Origin of the sequence: Patulibacter defluvii (assembly GCF_034096925.1) — a bacterium.
In the GTDB taxonomy this organism is placed as follows: domain Bacteria; phylum Actinomycetota; class Thermoleophilia; order Solirubrobacterales; family Solirubrobacteraceae; genus Patulibacter; species Patulibacter defluvii.
Genome location: NZ_JAWZSQ010000016.1, coordinates 103,377 through 121,959, shown reverse-complemented (window position 1 = coordinate 121,959; position 18,583 = coordinate 103,377). Strand labels below are relative to the sequence as shown.

Here is an 18,583-nt window from a genome sequence, read left to right as displayed (position 1 = left end):
GGGGGCGCCGCCGGGCGCCGCCGGACGGACCGGGCGCTGGCCGGCGGCCGCCGGGCGGGCGGGCCGCTGCTGGGGACGGGCGGGCGTCGCCGCCGGGCCGTCCTGGGCCGGCGCCGAGGCGCCGCCGTGGGCCTTGATCGAACGCAGCGCGACGGCCTCGTCGACGCTGGACGAGGCCGTGGAGACGTCATGCCCATCCGCTTGGAGGGCATCGAGCAGATCCTTGCTCGGAACGCCATGAGCCTTGGCGATTTCGTGCACGCGCTTATTCGCCATCAGAGTGAGTGTAGAAAGTCCTGGTCGTTGCTGATCGGCCGTCGGAACGCGCGCGCCAGCGCGCGTCGCCCGAGAGCCGCTTCGGCGCAGGTGCGGTTGCACACGTACGCCCCACGTCCTGGGAGTCGACGCTGCCCGTCGGCGACCACGTGATCGCCGACGGCAGCCAGGCGGAGCAGCTCCGCCTGCGGTGCGCGGCGGCCACAGCCGACGCAGCGCCGCTCCGGGTGTCGGGTGGCTACGCCGACGGTGCGTCCTCCGCCCCGTCGTCGTCCGCGAGCCCCGCGCCCACGGCCTCGGTGGCGTCGTCGGCGGCGGCCGTCCCGGCCTCCGGCTCGCCGTCGCCGCCGTCGTCGTAGGCCTCGGCGGCCTCCTCCTCGGCGGCCACGTCGTCGACGACGACGTCCTCGCCCTCGACGGCCGCGTCGTCGGCGATCTCGCCCTCGACGGCCTCGTCGTAGACCTCGTCCGGCCCCTCGACGGCGACGCGCTCGGCGTACGCCTCCTCGGCCCGGGTGACGATCTCCTGGACGTCCTCCTGCGACTTGTCCGGATCGGCCAGCGCGTCGAGGTCCTCCTCGGGGAGGTCGTCGAGCACCGCGACCTCGACGGTCCCGAAGCGCACCAGCGCCTGGTGGACCGGCAGGCCGCAGAAGACCGAGCCGGGCAGCGCCGCGTTCGGGCAGCGGCGGCCGCTGGTGAGGACCGCCTGGCAGCGACCGTCGCCCTGCGGGACCTCGTCCTCGCTCCCGTCGCCCCCGCTGGTGGCGGCCTGGGCGAGCACGTCGGAGGCCTTCTTGATGTCGATCCGCCAGCCGGTCAGGCGCGCGGCGAGCCGCACGTTCTGGCCCTCGCGGCCGATCGCCTTCGTCAGGTCCTCGTCGGGCACGACGACCGTCGCCTGGCGCTGCTCGTCGTCGATGAAGACCTCGCGCACCTGCGCGGGCGACAGCGCCTTGGCGATGAACCGGCCGGGCTCGTCGTTGTAGGGGATGATGTCGATCTTCTCGCCCTTGAGCTCGGAGACGACCATCCGGACCCGCGAGCCGCGGGGGCCGACGCAGGCGCCGACCGGGTCGACGCCCTGGGCGTGGCTGACGACGGCGATCTTCGAGCGGTAGCCGGGCTCGCGGGCGACGCCGGTGATCTCGACCAGGCCGTCGGCGATCTCCGGGACCTCCAGCTCGAACAGCGCCCGGATGACCTCCGGGTCGCGTCGCGAGACGATGATCGAGGGGCCCTTCGCGGACTGCGAGACCTCCTTGATCACCGCCTTCAGGCGCTGGTTGTGGTCGTAGCGCTCGCCGTAGACCTGCTCCGAGCGGGGCAGCAGGGCCTCGACCCGGTCGCGCAGCTGGAGCAGCGTGTAGCGGTTGTCGGACTGCTGGACGATGCCGGTGACCATCTCGCCGACGCGATCGGCGAACTCGTCGTACATCATGTCCCGCTCGGCCTCGCGGATCCGCTGCAGGATGACCTGCTTGGCGGTCTGCGCGGCGATCCGACCGAAGTCGTCCGGGGTGACGTCCTGCTCCGGGATCTCGTCCCGGTGCTCGGCCAGCTTCTCGGCCGGGATCTCGACGTCGGCGGGCTCGACCCACTCGCCCGTCTCCGGGTCCTCGTAGGACTGCTCGTCGATCGTCTCGACGATCAGGCCGGCCTCGAGCATCTCGGGCACGAGCAGCTCGATCACGCGGTAGTCGCCGGACTCCTGGTCCAGCTCCACGCGGGCGTACTTGGCCGAGTCCGGCTGCTTCTTGTAGGCCGAGAGCAGGGCGTCCTCGAGCGCCGCGACGAGCCGCTCCTCGGGGATCCCCTTCTCGCGCGCCAGGGCGCGCATCGCTTCGATGATCTCGCGAGACATGGGTCCTTACTCCTCGACCAGGTTGCTGCGATGGATCTCGGCGTAGGGGATCGTGACGATCCCCGAGTCCGCGGCGAGCGTCACCGCTCGCTCGTCGGCGCCGACCAGCTCGCCGGTGAACGACCGCCGCGGAGCGTCGCCGTCACCGGCGATCGGCTCGCGCGTGCGGACGCGGGCGCGGCGTCCGAGGAAGCGACGGAAGTGCTCGGCCTTGACCAGCGGGCGTTCGCTGCCGGGCGAGGAGACCTCGATCCCGTAGCGCTCCCGCAGGTCGCCGAGCTGATGCGTGACCTGCGCGCAGAGGTCGAGCGAGACGCCGTCGGGATGGTCGATGACCACCCGCAGCGTGCCGCCCCCCACCACCTCGGCCAGGAGGACCTCGACGGCCGGTTCGGTCGTCCGCAGCCGGTCTTCGACGGTGTCCTGGATGGAGGTGGTCATCACGTGTTCAGCCACAAAAAAAGCGGGCTTCTCGCCCACTTCGGAAGAGTGCCGCCGAGCGGCGTCCTCGAACGCTGGGGTTCGATCGTACCATCGCCGCATGCAGGCAGGTTTCGACCAGGTCCCGGATCTCGGCCGGTCCGCGCCCGCGACGGCCGCCGCGGCGGCCGTCGAGTCGGCCCTGGCCGCGGCCGGCGCGCCGCTCCACCGGCCGGCCGCCGGCGAGTGGGGCCTGGCCGTCGAGTGCGCGGGCTGGCCGCTGCACGTGGGGCTGGCGCTGCGCGGCGGCCTGCTGCGGGCCCAGGCGGAGGTCTGCGGGCCGGGGCGGCTGGACGGCCAGTGGCTGCTGCACCGCAACCGCCGCGACCTGCGGCTGGTGCGCTACGCGACGTCGTCGGCCGGGGCCGTCTGGGTTCACGGCGAGCTGCCGGCGGCCGGGCTCGCCGCCGCCGCGGTCGACCAGCTGCTGGGACGGCTGGTCGAGGCGGCGACGGTCGCCCGTCAGCGGCTCGCGGCCTGATCGCGGTCGGGCTCGGGCTCGCGGTCGGGCGCGGGCGGCGGTGTCGGCGCGGCGTCGGCGGCCTCGCGCGCGGCTCGCTCGCGCTCCTGCTTGTGGCGCTGGCGGCGGATCTCGCCGACGGCGAGGGCGACGGCGATCGCGACCGGGATCCAGTAGCGGCCGCTGGCGAGGAGGGCGTCGAGCCAGCCGGGCAGGTCGATCCGCGGCAGGTCGACGTCGGGGATCAGGTCGGGCAGGTCGATGTCCGGCGTCAGGTCGGGCAGGTCGACCTCGGGCAGGTCGACCTTCGGCAGCAGCAGCCGCAGCAGCGCGCCGATCCCCAGCAGGGGGATCAGCACCCCGGCGGTCGCGCGGCCGGCCTCCTGCAGCGTGTAGCGGACGGGATGCTCGCGCTGGAGGGCGACCCGGCGGGCGGCGCGGCTGCCGGGCGGCGGGTCGAAGGGGATCCGCTCCTCGCCGTCGACCAGCAGGCAGCGCCGGATCCGGCCCCGCCAGTCGACGTCGACCCGGACGGCCAGCCCGTCGGCCTCGAGGGTGACGTCGGAGGTGGTCCGCCGCTCGGCCCGAGGCTCGCCGTCGACGAGCAGCGTCAGCGCCGTCCGCAGCCCGGCCTCGCGCTGCTCGACCCGCAGCTCGCGGCCGCCGGCGCGCAGGACGAAGGGTTCGCGGTCGGGACGGGAGGCCATCGCCGGTCGATCGTCGCGGTCGACCGGGGCCGCGCGCATCGGCCCGAGGGCGGTTCGCGCCCCGACTTTCGGCGAACCGCTCCCGCGACCGACGACGGGCGCCTTGACTTCAACCACGGTCGAGGTCCTACGGTCGATCGCCCGACCCCGGAGCCCTCCGATGCACGCGATCCGCCAGCACCAGTTCGGTGCCCCCGACGTCCTCCGCTACGAGCAGCTGCCCGACCCCGAGCCCGGTCCCGGCCAGCTGCGGATCGCGGTGCTGGCGAGCGGCGTCCACCTGCTCGACACGAAGATCCGCGCCGGCGAGGCGGGCGGCCCGTTCCCGCTCCCGGCGCTGCCGATGACGCCGGGCCGCGAGGTCGCGGGCACGGTCGACGCGGTCGGACCGGACGTCGACCGGGCGTGGCTGGGCCGGCGGGTGGTCGGCCACCTGGGCCAGGCGAGCGGCGGCTACGCCGAGCTGGCGCTGGCCGCGGCCGACGCGGTCCACCCGATCCCCGACGGCCTGGCGGCGCCCGCGGCGGTGGCGATGATCGGGACCGGCCGCACGACGCTGGCGATCCTCGAGGCGGCCCCGCCGGCGGCCGACGACGTGGTGCTCGTGCCGGCCGCGGCGGGCGGGATCGGCAACCTGCTGGTGCAGGCCGCGCGAGCGGCCGGGGCGACGGTGGTCGGGCTGGCCGGCGGGCCCGAGAAGACCGCCCGGGTGGCCGAGCTGGGCGCCACGATCGCCCTCGACTACGACCAGGACGGCTGGGCCGCGCGGCTGCGGGACGCGCTCGGCGAGAGGCGGGCGACGGTGGTCTACGACGGCGTCGGCGGTCCGGTCGGCCGGGCGGCGCTCGAGCTGCTGGGCCCGCGCGGACGGCTGGTGCTGTTCGGCTGGTCGGCCGGCGCGCCGACCCGGCTCGACGCCACCGACGTGCTCGGCCGCGGGATCTCGGTCACCGGCGCGATCGGCCCGCGGGTGCTCGCCGGCCCCAACGGCCGGGGCGGCCTGCGGGCCTGGGAGGTCGCGGCCCTGGAAGCGGCGGCCAGCGGCCGCCTGCGACCGCTGGTGGGCCCGCCGTTCCCGCTCGCCGCCGCGGCCGACGCCCACCGCGCCCTGGTGGCGCGGCGGACGATCGGCAAGACGGTGCTGGTGCCCTAGCGGGCGCCGTCGTCGGCTTGGCGCTGGAGGGCGGCGATCGTGCGGTCGCGGTAGACGCGGTAGTCGCTGCGCTGGGGCTGGAGCAGGGCGGCCATCGTCAGCGGCGGCCGCGCCTCGGCGTGGCGGCCCTGCAGCTGGAGCGCGCGGCCGAGGCAGAACTGGGCGTAGTCGTTGTTCGGCTCGCCCTCGACGACCGCCGCGAACTCGCCGGCCGCCTCGCGGAACCGCTGGGCGCCGAAGAGCGCACGGCCGAGGGCCTCGCGCACCATCCGCGACTCGGGCTCGAGGTCACGGGCCCGGCTGAGCGGCAGCGTCGCGGCGTGGTGGTCGCCCTGCTCCAGCAGGGCGCTCCCGGAACGGTAGAGCTCGTAGGCGGTGGACATCGGCATATCACCGAGTGTGACAACTCGGTCAAGGGTCCTCCGCGGGACGGACGGATCCGGGCGCGGCCGCGCTCAGGCCGGCGCGCGGGCGGCGACGACGGCGTCGAGGATCGCGTCGGCGACCGCCTCCTTGGCCGCCCGGGCCACGACCTGCTCGCCGTCGGCGGTGACGATCGTGACCGCGTTCTCGGCCGCGTCGAAGGCGATCCCGGGGACGGCGACGTCGTTGAGGACGACCGCGTCGAGGCCCTTGCGCTCGCGCTTGTCGCGGGCGTAGTCGAGGGCGCCCTCGCCGTGCTCGGCCGCGAAGCCGACCAGGGTCTGGCCCTCGCGGCGGCGGCCGGAGAGCTCGGTGAGGACGTCGACGGTCGGCTCCAGCTCGATCGTCAGCGCGGTCCGGCCGGCCTTCTTGATCTTGCCGCCGGCCGGGTCGATCGGGCGGAAGTCGGCGACGGCGGCGGCCATCAGCAGCACGTCGGCCGAGCCGAACGCCTCGCCGCAGGCCTGGCGCAGCTGCTCGGCGCTGCCGACCCGGACGACGGTCGCGCCGGGTGGGTCGGGCAGGGCGACATTGGCCGCGACGACGGTGACGGTGGCGCCGCGGGCGGCGGCGCGGGCGGCCAGCGCGTAGCCCATCTTGCCCGAGGAGCGGTTGCCGACGAAGCGGACCGCGTCGATCGGCTCGCGGGTGCCGCCGGCGGAGACGAGCACGTGCAGTCCGGTCAGGTCGCCGCCACCGTCGGCGAGGGCGGCCTCGATGGCGGCCAGCAGCGCCTCGGGCTCGGCCAGGCGACCGTCGCCCTGCTCGCCGAGCGAGGCCAGCCGGCCGCTGCCCGGCTCGAGCACGCGGACGCCGTCGTCGGTCAGCCGCGCGACGTTGCGGACGGTGGCCGGGTGGTGCCACATCCGGTGGTTCATCGCCGGCGCCACGAGCACCGGGCCGTCGGCGGCCAGGTAGGCGGAGCCGATCAGCGTGTCGGCCCGGCCCTGGGCGAGGCCGGCGATCGTGTTCGCCGTCGCGGGGGCGATCAGGAACGCGTCGGCCCGCTCGACCAGCGCCAGGTGGCTGATCGGCTCGTGCTCCGGCAGCGGGTCGCCGGGGAAGGCGCCACGCAGCGGATCGGGCTCGAACTCGTCGGTCAGGACCGGTGCGCCGGTGATCGCCCGGAAGGTCTCCGGGGCGACGAACCGCTGGCTGGCGGGGGTCTGGATCACCCGCACCCGATGGCCGGCCGCGGTGGCCAGCCGCACGAACAGGACCGCCTTGTAGGCGGCGATCCCGCCGGTGACGCCGAGCAGCAGACGAGCCATCAGCTAGAGACTACGACGACACGGCGCCTTCCACCCACCCACGGGTGGATGCGAGGTGTCGTGGACCGAGCAGGTCGGGTCGGACGGCGCGAGAGCTGTACTTCGTACTGCCGAGCGTCGTGCGGCCCGAGATGCGACGCGTCCACGGACGCCTCGCGCCGCCCGCCCGCCTAGCGGTAGCGGTACGTGATCTTGCCCGCGGCGACTTCCTCGAGCGCGATCGTCAGGTAGTTCTTCGACGCCGTCTCGACCATCGGCGGCGGGAACTCGTCGAACGCCCCCTCACCGAGGTTGTGGTAGTAGGCGTTGATCTGCCGAGCGCGCTTCGCGGCGACCAGGACCGAGGCGTAGTTGGAGTCCACGTTGTTGAGGAGCTGGTCCATCCGCGGGGAGATCATGGCTCCATTGTACGCAGGCCCCGGCGGAGGACCCGGCGCGGGGTCGGCTCAGCGGGCAGCGGCGGTGAGGCTGTCGCGCACGATCCCGACCAGCTCGTCGGTCGCGCGCTCGAGGTCGTCGTTGACGATCAGGTGGTCGAACTGGTCCTGCTGGCGCAGCTCCCCGCGCGAGACCTCGAGCCGGCGGGCGACCACCTCGGCGTCGTCGGTGCCGCGGCCCTGCAGCCGCGCGCGCAGCTCCTCGAAGCTGGGCGGGGCGACGAAGACCTGGATCGCCTCGGGCATCGTGCCGCGAACCTGCTGGGCCCCCTGGACCTCGATCTCCAGCACCACCGGGGCTCCGTCGGCGAGGTGCCGGTCGAGCTCCTCACGGAGGGTCCCGTAGCGGCGGCCGGCGTACTCGGCGTGCTCGACGAAGTCGCCCGCCGCGACCCGGCGGGTGAACTCCTCGTCGTCGAGGAACCAGTAGTCGCGACCGTGATCCTCCCCCGGCCGTGGCGCGCGGGTGGTCGCAGAGACGCTCAGGCGCAGCTCGGGGACCGCCGCGCGCAGGCGGCGGATGAGCGTGCCCTTCCCGACCCCGGAGGGGCCGGTGATGACGAAGACGCGGGCCACCCGAGGGAGGCTAGCCGCGCGGCTGGCGGAGCGCCTGGACGAGCTCGGTGCGCTGACGTGGCGTGAGGCCGCCGATCGTCTTCGAGGCCGAGATCCGGCACTGGCCGAGGATCTTGCCGGCGCGGACGCGACCGTACTTCGGGACCGCGAGCAGCATGTCGACGACCTTCGCCGTCTCCAGCCACTCCGGCGGGTCGAGCAGCAGCCGGTCGATCGACTGGCGGCCGGACTTCAGGTCGCGCTTCAGCGCCGCGCGCTTGGAGCGCACTTCGTTGGCCCGCTGCAACGCATCCAGTCGCTGGTTCAGCGAGCGCTCGGGGGTGACCGAGGACTTGGACGGGGCGTTGGCGGCGGGCGACATCGCCGCGCGAGTCTACCCGCGAATCGGGGGACGCGCGCGGCCCGATCGCCAACTCGCCTGGACCTGAAGTCGAGGTTCAGGCTGAGCCGCGTGGTGCCGCGCCCGCTCGGCGCCCACCCGCCACGGGCGCCCGCGCCGAGCAGATCTCCGGAGCAGCCCGTGCCTACGGCGCACGCAGGCGCCCCGGCGGGAGATCGTCCGCGCCGGCCCCGCGGCACGGCTCGCCGACCCGGGCCGCCGCCGAACGGGTCGCGCGACTGGGCGCGAAGTTGCGCCGCCCGACCGCGCGCGCCCGGCGCCGGCGGCCGGACGGCCGACAGCCGCGGATGCCACGATGTGGCCGTGCTGTACGAGCGACTCGCGCGACCGGTCGTCTTCCGCCTCGGCGGCGGGGATCCCGAGGTCGCGCACGAGCGGACGGTGGCCGGCCTCGCGCGGCTGGGCCGGCGGCCGGCGCTGGTCGCGGGCCTGCGCCGGCGGACGGCCGCGGGCGCCGGCACGACCGTCTTCGGCGTCCGCTTCCCGGGCCTGGTCGGGCTGGCGGCCGGGATGGACAAGGACGGCCGCGCGCTGCCGGCCTGGCCCGCGCTCGGCTTCGCGTTCGTCGAGGTCGGCACGGTCACCCGCCACCCGCAGCCGGGCAACCCGCGTCCGCGGCTCTTCCGGCTGCCGGCCAGCGACGCGGTGATCAACCGGATGGGCTTCAACAACCACGGCGCCGACGCGCTCGCCGAGCGGCTGGCCGCGCTCGGGCCGCAGCCGATCCCGCTCGGGATCAGCATCGGCAAGTCGAAGGTGACCCCGGTCGCGGAGGCGGTCGAGGACTACCGCTGGTCGCTGCGGCGGCTGGCCCCCTTCGGCGACTACTTCGCGGTCAACGTCAGCTCGCCGAACACGCCCGGGCTGCGCGGGCTGCAGGACCGCGCCGCGCTCGACGAGCTGCTGGGCGAGCTGCGGCGCGAGACCGACGCGCTGGCCGCCGGCGGCCCCCGGCTGCCGCTGCTGGTGAAGATCGCGCCCGACCTCGACGACGCCGCGATCGGCGAGGTCCTGGAGGTCTGCGACGCCCACGCGATCGACGGGCTGATCGCGACCAACACGACGATCGGCCGCGACGGCCTCGCCGCCGCCGACCGGCCGCTGGCCCAGGAGCAGGGCGGCCTCAGCGGCAGCCCGGTCCACCGCCGGGCGGTCGCGGTCGTGTCGCTCGTCGCGCGCGAGACCGGCGGGCGGCTGCCGGTGATCGGGGTCGGCGGGATCGGCTCGCCCGACGACGCACGGCGGATGCTCGACGCCGGTGCCAGCCTGGTCCAGGTCTACACCGGGCTCGTCTACCGCGGCCCGGGCCTGGTGCGGCGGATCAACCGCGCGCTCGCCGACCGCGGCTGAGCGCGCCGCGACGCCCGTTCGCCGTCCGCCGCGGCGGACGGCCAACGGCGCCGGCTCAGGGGTGCAGCTCCTGGAGCGAGACCACCTGCAGGTCGCCGGCCTTCGCGACCGCGATCGCGCGCGCCGCGGCCAGCCCGGCCGAGACCGTCGTCGCGCAGGGGATCCCGGCGGTGATCGCCGCCCGCCGGATCTCGTAGCCGTCGGTGCGGGCGCCGGAGCCGGTCGGGGTGTTGACGACCAGCGCCACCTCCCCCGCCTCGATCTCCGAGACCGCCGTCCGGTGGCCCTGCTGGTCGGTGCCGTCGCGGCCGACGTCCTGGAGCTTGGCGACCGCGTCGCAGGGCAGGCCCATGCGGGTGATCGCCTCCTGCGTGCCGCGGGTGGCCAGCAGCCGGAAGCCCTGGTCGTGGAGCAGCTGGGCGACGGCGATCGCGGCCGGCTTGTCGCCGTCGGTGACCGAGATGAAGGCGGTGCCGCTGCTCGGCAGCGGCGAGCCGGCCGCCGCCTGGGCCTTGGCGAAGGCCGAGGGGAAGTCGGCGGCGACGCCCATCACCTCGCCGGTCGAGCGCATCTCCGGCCCCAGCAGCGCGTCGGCGCCGACGAAGCGGTCGAAGGGCATCACGGCCTCCTTGACCGCGATGTGGCCGCCGGCGAAGGGGTCCTCCGGCAGCTCGAGGTCGGCGAGCCGCTCGCCGAGCATGATCCGGCAGGCCATCTTGGCCAGCGGCACGCCGATCGCCTTCGAGACGAACGGGACCGTCCGCGAGGCGCGCGGGTTGGCCTCGATCACGTACAGCTGGCCACCGTGGACCGCGTACTGGATGTTGATCAGGCCGCGGACGCCGAGCTCGAGCGCGATCCCCCGGGTCCACTCGCGGATCCGGTCGATCATCTCGCGCCCGAGCGAGTGCGGCGGCAGCACGCAGGCCGAGTCGCCGGAGTGGATCCCGGCCTCCTCGACGTGCTGCATGATCCCGCCGACCCAGACGTCCTCGCCGTCGCAGAGCGCGTCGACGTCGACCTCGATCGCGTTCTCCAGGAAGCGGTCGAGGAAGATCTCCTTGCCGGCCGTCGTGTCGGCCTCGCGCTGCAGGTAGTCGGCGAGCCCGTCGCGGTCGTAGACGATCTCCATCGCGCGGCCGCCGAGCACGTAGCTCGGCCGCACCAGCAGCGGATAGCCGACCCGGTCGCCGGCCTCGAGCGCGCCCTCGAACGAGGTCGCCGTCGCGTAGGGCGGGGCCTGGAAGCCGAGCTTCGCCAGCACCTCGCCGAAGGCGCCGCGGTCCTCGGCGCGGTCGATCGCCTCGACGCTGGTGCCGAGGATCGTGACGCCGGCGGCCTGCAGGCCCTGCGCCAGCCGCAGCGGGGTCTGGCCGCCGAACTGGACGATCACGCCCTCCGGCTGCTCGACCTCGATCACGCCGAGCACGTCCTCGAGCGTCAGCGGCTCGAAGTAGAGCCGGTTCGAGGTGTCGTAGTCGGTCGAGACCGTCTCCGGGTTGCAGTTGATCATCACCGCGTCGCGGCCGCGGTCGCGGACGGTCATCGCGGCGTGCACGCAGCAGTAGTCGAACTCGATCCCCTGGCCGATCCGGTTGGGGCCGGCGCCGAGGATCACCACCGACGGGTTGTCGCCGCGGTCGACCTCGTGGCGCGGGCGGCCGTCGGCGTCGGGCCGCTCCCAGCCGGAGTAGAAGTAGGGCGTCGAGGCGGCGAACTCGGCCGCGCAGGTGTCGACCGACTTGAAGGTCCGGACCTCGCCGTTCGCGGGCGCGTCGGCGCCGGGGTCGGTGGCGATCGTCGGGTCGTCGGCGATCCGCCGCAGCTCCCGCAGGTACCAGGCGTCGATCCCGGTCGCCTCGTGCAGCTGGGCGTCGGTCGCGCCGCGCCGGATCGCCTCCAGCAGCACGTCGTAGCGCTCGGTGCGGGGCGCGCGGATCCGCTCGACCAGCTGCTCGACCGTCTCGTCGTCGCCGATCGCGACCTTGGCGTCGAGCTCGCGCGAGCGCATCGCCTTCGCGAACGCCTGGCCGAAGGTGCGGCCGATCGCCATCGCCTCGCCGACGCTCTTCATGTGGGTCGAGAGCGTCTCGTCGACCCCGGCGAACTTCTCGAACGCGAACCGCGGCCACTTCACGACCACGTAGTCGATCGTCGGCTCGAACGCGGCCGGCGTCGCCTTCGTGATGTCGTTGGTGATCTCCTCCAGCCGGTAGCCGACGGCCAGGCGGGCGGCGATCTTGGCGATCGGGAAGCCGGTCGCCTTCGAGGCCAGCGCCGAGCTGCGCGAGACCCGCGGGTTCATCTCGATGACCAGGATCTCCTCGGTCGTCGGGTTGACCGCGAACTGCACGTTCGAGCCGCCCGTCTCGACCCCGACCGCGCGGATCACGGCGATCGCCTGGTCGCGGAGCTTCTGGTACAGGCGGTCGGTCAGCGTCTGCTGCGGGGCGACGGTCACCGAGTCGCCGGTGTGGACGCCCATCGGGTCGACGTTCTCGATCGAGCAGACGATCACGACGTTGTCGCCGTTGTCGCGCATCACCTCGAGCTCGAACTCGCCCCAGCCGATCACCGACTGGTCGACCAGCACCTGGCCGATCGGCGACGCGTCGAGCCCGCCGCGGACGATCCGCTCGAACTCCTCCTCGGTGCGGGCGATCCCGCCGCCGCGGCCGCCGAGCGTGAAGGCCGGGCGGACGATCGCCGGCAGGCCGGCGGCCTCGCGGGCGTGGGCGATCTGGCGGTCGACCTCGTCGGCCGGCAGCGGCGCGCCGTCGGCGGCGTCGCCCTCCTTCGAGCGCACGATCGCCGAGGCCGGCATCGCCAGCCCGGCCTTCTGCATCGCGACCGCGAACAGGTCGCGGTCCTCGGCGCAGTTGATCGCGTCGTAGTTGGCGCCGATCAGCTCGACGCCGAACTTCTCCAGCGTGCCGTCCTCGTGCAGCGCCTTGGCCAGGTTGAGCGCGGTCTGACCGCCGAGGGTCGGCAACAGCGCGTCGGGCCGCTCCTTCTCGATGATCTGGGCGACCGGCCCCGGCAGCAGCGGCTCGACATAGGTCGCGTCCGCGAACTCCGGGTCGGTCATGATCGTGGCCGGGTTGGAGTTGACGAGGACGACCTCGTACCCCTCCTCCCGCAGCACCTTGCAGGCCTGGGCGCCGGAGTAGTCGAACTCGGCGGCCTGCCCGATCACGATCGGGCCGGAGCCCAGGATCATGATCCGGCGGAGGTCGTCGCGGCGCGGCATCAGGCGGTCTCCTCCGTGTCGGACTCCGGGGCGACGCCGGCGGCCCTCGCCGCCGCGTCCCCGGTCTGCTGCGTGACCCCGGCCAGCGAGCCGCTGGCGATCCGCTCCAGGAAGCGGTCGAAGAGGTAGCCGGCGTCGTTCGGCCCGGGGGCCGCCTCGGGGTGGTACTGGACGGTGGCCGCGTTGGCCTCCGGCAGCACCAGCCCCTCGACCGTGCGGTCGTACAGGTTCAGGTGGCTCAGCTCCGCGGGACCGAAGCCGGTCTCCCAGCGGACCGGCTCGTCGCCGTCGATCCGGCCGCTGCCGTCGGGGGTCTGGACGGCGAAGCCGTGGTTCTGCGAGGTGATCTCGACCCGGCCGGTGGTCAGGTCCTTGACCGGGTGGTTGCCGCCGCGGTGGCCGAACGGCAGCTTGTAGGTCTCCAGCCCGACCGCGCGGCAGAGCAGCTGGTGGCCCATGCAGATCCCGAAGACCGGCTTGGTCCCGAGCAGCGCCTGGATCGTCGGGATCACGTGCTCGACCACCCCCGGGTCGCCGGGGCCGTTGGCCAGGAAGATCGCGTCCGGGTCGCCCTCCAGCAGCGCCTCCGGCCCGTCGCTCAGCGGGTGCAGGCGGACGCGGGCGCCGCGCTTCACCAGCTCGCGCACGATCGAGCGCTTGATGCCGGTGTCGATCGCGGCGATCAGGGGACCGTCGTTCTCGCCGCCGACCAGCTCGGCCTGGGCCGGGGTGACGGTCGAGGCCAGGTCCTGGCCGGCCATCGGCGGCTCGGCCTCGATCGCCGCGGCGGCGTCGGCCTGCGGCAGCTCGCCGTCGAAGAGCCCGCCGCGCATCGCGCCCTTGTCGCGGATGTGGCGGACCAGCGCGCGGGTGTCGATCCCGGTGATCGCCGGCACGCCGCAGTCGGTCAGCCAGTCGAGCCAGCCCTGCTCGGCGGCGGGCGCGTCCTCGTGGTTGACCGCCTCGCGCATGATCACCGCGCGGGCGTGGATCCGGTCGGACTCCATCGCGTCGCCGTTGACGCCGTAGTTGCCGATGTGCGGGTAGGTGAAGACGATCAGCTGCCCGGCGAACGAGGGGTCGGTGACCGACTCCTGGTAGCCGGCCATGCCGGTGGTGAAGACGACCTCGCCGGTCGAGCGGCCGGCGGGCGCCGTGCCGGGGCCGGTCAGCGGCGCGCCGCAGGCGAGACCGTCGAAGCGGGTCCCGTCCTCCAGCAGCAGGTAGGCAGGGCGGGGCGTGGTGTCGCTCATGCGGAGGCTCGCTGGTCGGGGGACGGGGTCACGCGGCGTGGACGGCGAAGCTGCGCTCGCGGTACGCGACGCCGCCGTCGGCCACGGTCATCAGGACGCGCCCGTGGAAGCGGCGTCCGTGGAAGCAGCAGTTCGAGGAGCGGCTCTCGTAGCCGCCCTCGCCGACGGTCCACTCGCGCTCGAGGTCGACGAGGGCCAGGTTGGCCCGCTCGCCGACGGCGATCGTCGGGGTCTCCAGCTCCATCAGCGCGGCGCCGGCGGTCAGCCGCTCGACGACCAGGCCGAGCGGCAGGATCCCCGGCCGCACCAGCTCGCTGTAGACGGCGGCGAAGGCGGCCTCGAGGCCGGTCGCCCCCATCGGCGCCTGCTCGAAGGGCACGGCCTTCTCGTCGGGGGCGTGCGGCGCGTGGTCGGTCGCGATGCACTCGAGGGTGCCGTCGCGGAGGCCCTCGATCAGCGCCTGGCGGTCCTCCTCGAAGCCCAGCGGGGGGTTCATCTTCATCGAGGTGTCGAGGTCGCGGACCGCGTCGTGGGTCAGCAGCAGGTGGTGCGGCGAGGCCTCGCCGCTGACCCGGAAGCCCTGGGCCTTGGCCGCCCGGATCGCGTCGACCGAGGCGACGCAGGAGAGGTGCTGGAAGTGCACGCGGCCCTGCTCGTGGCCGGCGATCGCCGCGTCGCGCGCGACCATCGTCGACTCCGACAGCCACGGGATCCCGGCGATCCCGAGCCGGGCGGAGACCGCGCCCTCGCGCATCGAGCCGCCGGCCGAGAGCGTCGGGTCCTCCTCGTGGAGGGCGATCACGCCGCCGCACATCCGCTGGTACTGGATCGCCTTGCGGAGCACGCCGGCGCTGGTGACCGGCTTGCCGTCGTCGGTGAACCCGACCGCGCCGGCGGCCCGCAGCTCGGCCATCTCGGTCAGCTCGTCGCCCTCCAGCCCGCGGGTGATCGCGGCGGTGAAGCCGACCGGGATCCGGGCCATCCGGGCCGCCGCGTCGCGCAGCGAGCCGAGCAGCGCGGCCGAGTCGACCACCGGCGAGGTGTTCGGCATCGCGACCACGGCGCAGTAGCCGCCGGCGGCCGCCGCACGGGTGCCGGACTCCAGGTCCTCCTTGTGCTCCTGGCCCGGGGTCCGCAGGTGCACGTGCGGATCGACGAAGCCGGGGAACAGGTGCAGCCCGTGCCCGTCGACGACCTCGACCCCCGGCCCCGGCTCGACCGATCCGGGCGCGCCGATCTCGACGATCTCGCCGCGGCGGACGAGCACGTCCCACGGGGCGTCGATCCCGGCCCCGGGGTCGAGCACGTGCGCGTGGTGGATCAGCAGGTCGGCGTCGGTCGGCAGCGAGCCGCCGGTTCCACCGGCCCAGACGAGGGGCGCGAGGCTCATGCGGGGTGCAGCTCCGTTCGATGGTCGGGCCCGAGCGGCCCGTCGGGGCCGTCGGCGGAAGCGGGACGCGGGGGCACGGCGGGCGTGGCGCCGGCCAGGACCTCGTAGAGGACGGCCATCCGCACGAGGACGCCGGCCCGGACCTGGTCGAGGATCAGCGAGCGCGGGCCGTCGACGACGTCCCCGGCCAGCTCGACCCCGCGGTTGACCGGCCCCGGGTGCATCAGCAGCTGGCGCGGCCCCAGCCGGCGGCTGTCGATCTGGTAGACGGACGCGTACTCGCGCAGCGACGGCACCCAGGCCTGCTTCATCCGCTCGCGCTGCATCCGCAGCGCGTAGACGACGTCGGCCTGGTGCATCTCGTCGAGCGTGTAGCGGACGTCGCAGCCGAGGACCTCGAAGTCCTGCGGGATCAGCGTCGGCGGGCCGCAGACCGTGACGGTCGCCCCCATCGTCTGCAGCGCCAGCACCAGCGAGCGGGCGACGCGGCTGTGGCGGACGTCGCCGACGATCCAGACGTTGAGCCCGTCGAGCGAGCCGAGCCGCGCCCGCAGCGTGTAGACGTCGAGCAGCGCCTGGGTCGGGTGCTCGTGCTGGCCGTCGCCGGCGTTGACGATCGCCGCGTCGGTCCAGTTGGTGATCAGCTCGGCGGCGCCGGCCCACGGGGTCCGGACGACGATCGCGTGCGGCCGGTGGGCGGCGAGCGTCTGGACGGTGTCGCGCAGCGACTCGCCCTTCTCGACCGAGGAGCCGGAGGCGGCGAAGTTGACCACGTCGGCGCTCAGCCGCTTGGCCGCCAGCTCGAAGCTCGAGCGGGTCCGGGTCGAGGACTCGTAGAAGAGGTTGAGGACCGTCCGGCCGCGGAGCGCCGGGACCTTCTTGATCGGCCGCTCGGCGACCTCGGCGAAGCTCGCGGCGCGGTCGCAGAGCCGCTCGATCGCCTCGCGGTCCAGGTCCTCGATCGACAGCAGGTGCTTCATCGGGCCTCCGGGGGGTCGGCGTCGGCGGCGCGGCGTTGGATCGCGATCTCGTCGCGGCCGTCGATCTCGGCGACGCGGACGTTGACCCGGTCGGCGAGCGCAGTCGGCAGGTTCTTGCCCACGTAGTCGGCGCGGATCGGCAGCTCGCGGTGGCCGCGGTCGACCAGCACCGCCAGCTGGACCCGGCCGGGGCGGCCGTAGTCGAAGATCGCCTCGATCGCGGCCCGGATCGTGCGGCCGGTGAAGAGCACGTCGTCGACCAGCACCACCGAGGCGCCCTCGAGCGGGACCTCGTCGAGGTGGCTGGCGTGGATCGTCGGCCCGCCGTCGGGCCGGGTCGCCAGGTCGTCGCGGTAGAAGGAGATGTCGAGGTCGCCGAGCGGGACCTCGCGCTCGAGCAGCCCGGCCAGCCGCTGCTGGAGCCGCTGCGCGATCAGGGCGCCGCGGGTGTGGATCCCCACCAGCACGAGCGTCGACGGATCGGGGTGCCGCTCCACGATCTCGTGGGCGATGCGCGCGAGCGTGCGCGCCAGGTCGTCGCCGTCCAGGACGGTGGTCTCGGTGCTCATGCGGGGGATCGTGCCGGCCTCACGGGACCGGCTTAACGAACGCCACGGACGTTATCAGCGTCCCGGGACGGGTCGGGCGCGGGCCCGTCGCCGCCGGGGCCGGGCTCGGCCTCCGGGTCGTCGAGCGCCGAGCCGCCGACGGCCGGGCGCGAGCGTCCACCGCCCGGCACGTGGACCGGCGCGCCGCGCTCCGGGAAGGGCACCTCGAGCAGGTCGAAGTCGCGCGGCAGCAGCGCGCCCGGGAACCGCTCGCGGGCCTCGGCCAGCGCGTCGGTCGGGCGGTGGCGGGCCGAGAGGTGGGTCAGGGCGAGCGCCCGGACCTCGGCCGTGGCGGCCAGCTCGGCCGCCTCGGCGGCGGTGCTGTGGCCGGTCTTGCGGGCGCGGGACCGCTGGTCGTCGGTGAAGGTCGCCTCGTGGACGAGCACGTCGGCCTGCCAGGCGGCCAGCCGGATCGCCTCGCAGGGACGGGTGTCGCCGGAGACGACGATCTTGCGTCCCGCCCGCGGCGGCCCCATCACCTGGTCGGGGGTCACGCCGGCGACGGTCTCGCCGCGCTGGAGGCGGCCGAAGTCGCGGCGGTCGCTGATCCCGAGCGCGGTCGCGCGCTCGGGGTCGAAGCGGCCCGGCCGGCCCTCCTCGACCAGCGCGTAGCCGCGGGCCGGGCCGCGGTGGCGGGCCTCGAGCGCGTGGATCGCCCAGCCGTCGCGGTCGAGCGCGTCGCCGGCGGCCAGCTCGCGGACCTCGAGCGGGTAGCGGACCCCGCCGGCCAGCCGCAGCAGGGCGGTGAGGGCGGCGGCGGTCCCCTCCGGGCCGGCGACGGTCAGCGGCGCGGTCCGCTCGCGGAGGTCGAAGGTCTTCAGCAGCCCGGGCAGGCCGAGCCAGTGGTCGGCGTGGAGGTGGGTCAGCAGCACCAGGTCCAGCTCGACCAGGCCGCTCGAGCGCATCAGCTGCCGCTGGGTGCCCTCGCCGCAGTCGATCAGCACGTGCTCGCCGCCGCGTTGGACGAGCAGCGCGGGCAGGCCGCGGCGTGCGGTGGGCGCCGAGCCGCCGGTGCCGACGAAGAGCAGGTGCAGGTCCACGCGGAGCGAGGGTAGTCGGTCGCGGCCCTCCGCCCCCGCCCGGACGCCCGCGGTCGCCCCGGTGTGCCAGAATCCCCGCGGTCGGCGCCCGTAGCTCAGTGGATAGAGCGTCCGCCTCCGGAGCGGAAGGTCGAAGGTTCGAATCCTTCCGGGCGCGTCGAACGGAAGCCCCGCGAGTTGCGGGGCTTCGTCGTTCCCGGGCCGGCTAGTCCGCCAGCCGTCCCTCGAGCACGTAGCGCAGGATCGCGACCACCTGCTCGGGCTCGCGGGCGACGGCCAGCGCCGCCCGGTCGACCTCCTTGAGGGCGTGGTCGTGCTCGGGCGGGTGGAGGGTGATCAGCGGCTTGCCGAGCGCCGCCGCCTGGCCGGCGTCGAAGGCCGCGTTCCACTGCCGGTACTGCTCGCCGAAGCGGACGACGACCACGTCCGCCCGCTCCAGCAGGGTCCGGGTGCGGATCGCGTTGACCCCCGCCCCCAGCTGGTCGTGCCAGAACCTCTCGGCCGGGGCGCCGAGGATCGCCGCCCCGCAGTCGTCGCTGGCGGCGTGGTCGGTGACCGGCGCGGTGAAGGCGACGTCGAGCCCGGCGTCGGCGGCGCCGCGCTCGATCCGCTCGCGCCAGTCCGTGTGGATCTCGCCCGACAGGTACACGGTCCAGGAAGCCATG

The 18,583-nt window shown here is 74.7% G+C and carries 19 protein-coding genes, 1 tRNA gene and 1 pseudogene; 4 read left to right on the top strand and 17 right to left on the bottom strand.

What is annotated here, in order from left to right:
• The 4 genes and pseudogenes from SH587_RS16460 to rimP form a co-directional block, all read right to left on the bottom strand.
• The coding region (locus tag SH587_RS16460; protein ID WP_320671725.1) for a translation initiation factor IF-2 N-terminal domain-containing protein at positions 1–276 on the bottom strand (276 nt) is incomplete at its 3' end.
• A pseudogene (locus SH587_RS24670) lies at positions 276–485 on the bottom strand (YlxR family protein); the annotation flags it as partial. The pseudogene SH587_RS24670 and the gene SH587_RS16460, both read right to left, overlap by 1 nt.
• Positions 486–514: 29 nt before the next feature.
• The gene (gene nusA / locus SH587_RS16455) at positions 515–2,140 is read right to left on the bottom strand and encodes a transcription termination factor NusA (protein WP_320671724.1); all 1,626 of its coding nucleotides are present in this window, start codon (positions 2,138–2,140) and stop codon (positions 515–517) included.
• 6 nt (positions 2,141–2,146) lie between these two features.
• Positions 2,147–2,581: a ribosome maturation factor RimP gene (rimP, locus tag SH587_RS16450; RefSeq protein ID WP_320671723.1), complete on the bottom strand. Its 435-nt coding sequence runs from the start codon at positions 2,579–2,581 to the stop codon at positions 2,147–2,149.
• 100 nt (positions 2,582–2,681) lie between these two features.
• Here rimP and SH587_RS16445 point away from each other — a divergent pair, with 100 nt between their 5' ends.
• Complete coding sequence (locus SH587_RS16445) at positions 2,682–3,101, top strand: hypothetical protein (protein ID WP_320671722.1); 420 nt, start codon at positions 2,682–2,684, stop codon at positions 3,099–3,101.
• Here the strand turns inward: SH587_RS16445 and SH587_RS16440 are convergent.
• A complete protein-coding gene (locus SH587_RS16440; RefSeq protein WP_320671721.1) occupies positions 3,083–3,787 on the bottom strand; it encodes a hypothetical protein in 705 nt (234 codons plus the stop codon). The genes SH587_RS16445 and SH587_RS16440 overlap by 19 nt on opposite strands.
• A 160-nt stretch (positions 3,788–3,947) precedes the next feature.
• Here SH587_RS16440 and SH587_RS16435 point away from each other — a divergent pair, with 160 nt between their 5' ends.
• Positions 3,948–4,940 (top strand): zinc-binding dehydrogenase, encoded by a 993-nt coding sequence (locus SH587_RS16435; protein ID WP_320671720.1) that lies wholly within the window; start codon positions 3,948–3,950, stop codon positions 4,938–4,940.
• On the opposite strand, the gene SH587_RS16430 is transcribed toward SH587_RS16435, so the two are convergent.
• The 5 genes from SH587_RS16430 to mihF all read right to left on the bottom strand — a co-directional run bounded on the left by SH587_RS16430 (position 4,937) and on the right by mihF (position 8,008).
• Positions 4,937–5,323: a tetratricopeptide repeat protein gene (locus SH587_RS16430; RefSeq protein ID WP_320671719.1), complete on the bottom strand. Its 387-nt coding sequence runs from the start codon at positions 5,321–5,323 to the stop codon at positions 4,937–4,939. The two genes, SH587_RS16435 and SH587_RS16430, sit on opposite strands and share 4 nt — an antisense overlap.
• A gap of 72 nt (positions 5,324–5,395) precedes the next feature.
• On the bottom strand, positions 5,396–6,634 hold the full coding sequence (gene coaBC, locus SH587_RS16425) for a bifunctional phosphopantothenoylcysteine decarboxylase/phosphopantothenate--cysteine ligase CoaBC (protein ID WP_320671718.1): 1,239 nt from the start codon (positions 6,632–6,634) through the stop codon (positions 5,396–5,398).
• 170 nt (positions 6,635–6,804) lie between these two features.
• Complete coding sequence (rpoZ, locus tag SH587_RS16420) at positions 6,805–7,032, bottom strand: DNA-directed RNA polymerase subunit omega (RefSeq protein WP_040601081.1); 228 nt, start codon at positions 7,030–7,032, stop codon at positions 6,805–6,807.
• 48 nt (positions 7,033–7,080) lie between these two features.
• Entirely contained in the window at positions 7,081–7,647 is a 567-nt protein-coding gene (gmk, locus tag SH587_RS16415; RefSeq protein ID WP_320671717.1) for a guanylate kinase, read from the bottom strand.
• Between the two features lie 10 nt (positions 7,648–7,657).
• Positions 7,658–8,008, bottom strand: a complete 351-nt coding sequence (gene mihF / locus SH587_RS16410) for an integration host factor, actinobacterial type (protein WP_320671716.1) — start codon at positions 8,006–8,008, stop codon at positions 7,658–7,660.
• 342 nt (positions 8,009–8,350) lie between these two features.
• Between mihF and SH587_RS16405 the strand changes: the two genes are divergently transcribed.
• Positions 8,351–9,397 carry a quinone-dependent dihydroorotate dehydrogenase gene (locus tag SH587_RS16405; RefSeq protein ID WP_320671715.1) on the top strand — a complete coding sequence of 349 codons (1,047 nt, stop codon included), beginning with the start codon at positions 8,351–8,353 and terminating at the stop codon, positions 9,395–9,397.
• A gap of 55 nt (positions 9,398–9,452) precedes the next feature.
• On the opposite strand, the gene carB is transcribed toward SH587_RS16405, so the two are convergent.
• Genes carB through SH587_RS16375 form a run of 6 tightly spaced genes read right to left on the bottom strand, consistent with a single transcriptional unit; the run spans position 9,453 to position 17,918 of the window.
• Positions 9,453–12,647: a carbamoyl-phosphate synthase large subunit gene (gene carB, locus SH587_RS16400; protein ID WP_320671714.1), complete on the bottom strand. Its 3,195-nt coding sequence runs from the start codon at positions 12,645–12,647 to the stop codon at positions 9,453–9,455.
• Positions 12,647–13,900 (bottom strand): glutamine-hydrolyzing carbamoyl-phosphate synthase small subunit, encoded by a 1,254-nt coding sequence (carA, locus tag SH587_RS16395; protein ID WP_320671713.1) that lies wholly within the window; start codon positions 13,898–13,900, stop codon positions 12,647–12,649. Before carA ends, carB begins: the two co-directional genes overlap by 1 nt.
• A gap of 28 nt (positions 13,901–13,928) precedes the next feature.
• Entirely contained in the window at positions 13,929–15,290 is a 1,362-nt protein-coding gene (locus SH587_RS16390) for a dihydroorotase (RefSeq protein ID WP_320671712.1), read from the bottom strand.
• On the bottom strand, positions 15,287–16,270 hold the full coding sequence (locus SH587_RS16385) for an aspartate carbamoyltransferase catalytic subunit (protein ID WP_320671711.1): 984 nt from the start codon (positions 16,268–16,270) through the stop codon (positions 15,287–15,289). The genes SH587_RS16390 and SH587_RS16385 overlap by 4 nt, the downstream gene beginning before the upstream one ends.
• Positions 16,267–16,839: a bifunctional pyr operon transcriptional regulator/uracil phosphoribosyltransferase PyrR gene (gene pyrR / locus SH587_RS16380; RefSeq protein WP_320671710.1), complete on the bottom strand. Its 573-nt coding sequence runs from the start codon at positions 16,837–16,839 to the stop codon at positions 16,267–16,269. The genes SH587_RS16385 and pyrR overlap by 4 nt, the downstream gene beginning before the upstream one ends.
• A gap of 32 nt (positions 16,840–16,871) precedes the next feature.
• The gene (locus SH587_RS16375) at positions 16,872–17,918 is read right to left on the bottom strand and encodes a ribonuclease Z (RefSeq protein WP_320671709.1); all 1,047 of its coding nucleotides are present in this window, start codon (positions 17,916–17,918) and stop codon (positions 16,872–16,874) included.
• A gap of 84 nt (positions 17,919–18,002) precedes the next feature.
• On the opposite strand from SH587_RS16375, the gene SH587_RS16370 reads away from it, so the two are divergent.
• A tRNA-Arg gene (locus SH587_RS16370) sits at positions 18,003–18,075 on the top strand.
• A gap of 48 nt (positions 18,076–18,123) precedes the next feature.
• On the opposite strand, the gene SH587_RS16365 is transcribed toward SH587_RS16370, so the two are convergent.
• Entirely contained in the window at positions 18,124–18,582 is a 459-nt protein-coding gene (locus SH587_RS16365; RefSeq protein ID WP_320671708.1) for a YtoQ family protein, read from the bottom strand.
• Position 18,583: the final 1 nt, after the last annotated feature.

What these genes read in the sequence shown, in the direction of transcription:
- coaBC (WP_320671718.1), bottom strand. Translation starts at nt 6,634, where the DNA reads ATGGCTCGTCTGCTGCTCGGCGTCACCGGCGGGATCGCCGCCTACAAG.
- nusA (WP_320671724.1), bottom strand. Translation starts at nt 2,140, where the DNA reads ATGTCTCGCGAGATCATCGAAGCGATGCGCGCCCTGGCGCGCGAGAAG.
- SH587_RS16365 (WP_320671708.1), bottom strand. Translation starts at nt 18,582, where the DNA reads ATGGCTTCCTGGACCGTGTACCTGTCGGGCGAGATCCACACGGACTGG.
- SH587_RS16445 (WP_320671722.1), top strand. Translation starts at nt 2,682, where the DNA reads ATGCAGGCAGGTTTCGACCAGGTCCCGGATCTCGGCCGGTCCGCGCCC.
- rimP (WP_320671723.1), bottom strand. Translation starts at nt 2,581, where the DNA reads ATGACCACCTCCATCCAGGACACCGTCGAAGACCGGCTGCGGACGACC.
- SH587_RS16435 (WP_320671720.1), top strand. Translation starts at nt 3,948, where the DNA reads ATGCACGCGATCCGCCAGCACCAGTTCGGTGCCCCCGACGTCCTCCGC.
- SH587_RS16385 (WP_320671711.1), bottom strand. Translation starts at nt 16,270, where the DNA reads ATGAAGCACCTGCTGTCGATCGAGGACCTGGACCGCGAGGCGATCGAG.
- carB (WP_320671714.1), bottom strand. Translation starts at nt 12,647, where the DNA reads ATGCCGCGCCGCGACGACCTCCGCCGGATCATGATCCTGGGCTCCGGC.
- SH587_RS16390 (WP_320671712.1), bottom strand. Translation starts at nt 15,290, where the DNA reads ATGAGCCTCGCGCCCCTCGTCTGGGCCGGTGGAACCGGCGGCTCGCTG.
- SH587_RS16440 (WP_320671721.1), bottom strand. Translation starts at nt 3,787, where the DNA reads ATGGCCTCCCGTCCCGACCGCGAACCCTTCGTCCTGCGCGCCGGCGGC.
- SH587_RS16430 (WP_320671719.1), bottom strand. Translation starts at nt 5,323, where the DNA reads ATGTCCACCGCCTACGAGCTCTACCGTTCCGGGAGCGCCCTGCTGGAG.
- mihF (WP_320671716.1), bottom strand. Translation starts at nt 8,008, where the DNA reads ATGTCGCCCGCCGCCAACGCCCCGTCCAAGTCCTCGGTCACCCCCGAG.
- pyrR (WP_320671710.1), bottom strand. Translation starts at nt 16,839, where the DNA reads ATGAGCACCGAGACCACCGTCCTGGACGGCGACGACCTGGCGCGCACG.
- carA (WP_320671713.1), bottom strand. Translation starts at nt 13,900, where the DNA reads ATGAGCGACACCACGCCCCGCCCTGCCTACCTGCTGCTGGAGGACGGG.
- rpoZ (WP_040601081.1), bottom strand. Translation starts at nt 7,032, where the DNA reads ATGATCTCCCCGCGGATGGACCAGCTCCTCAACAACGTGGACTCCAAC.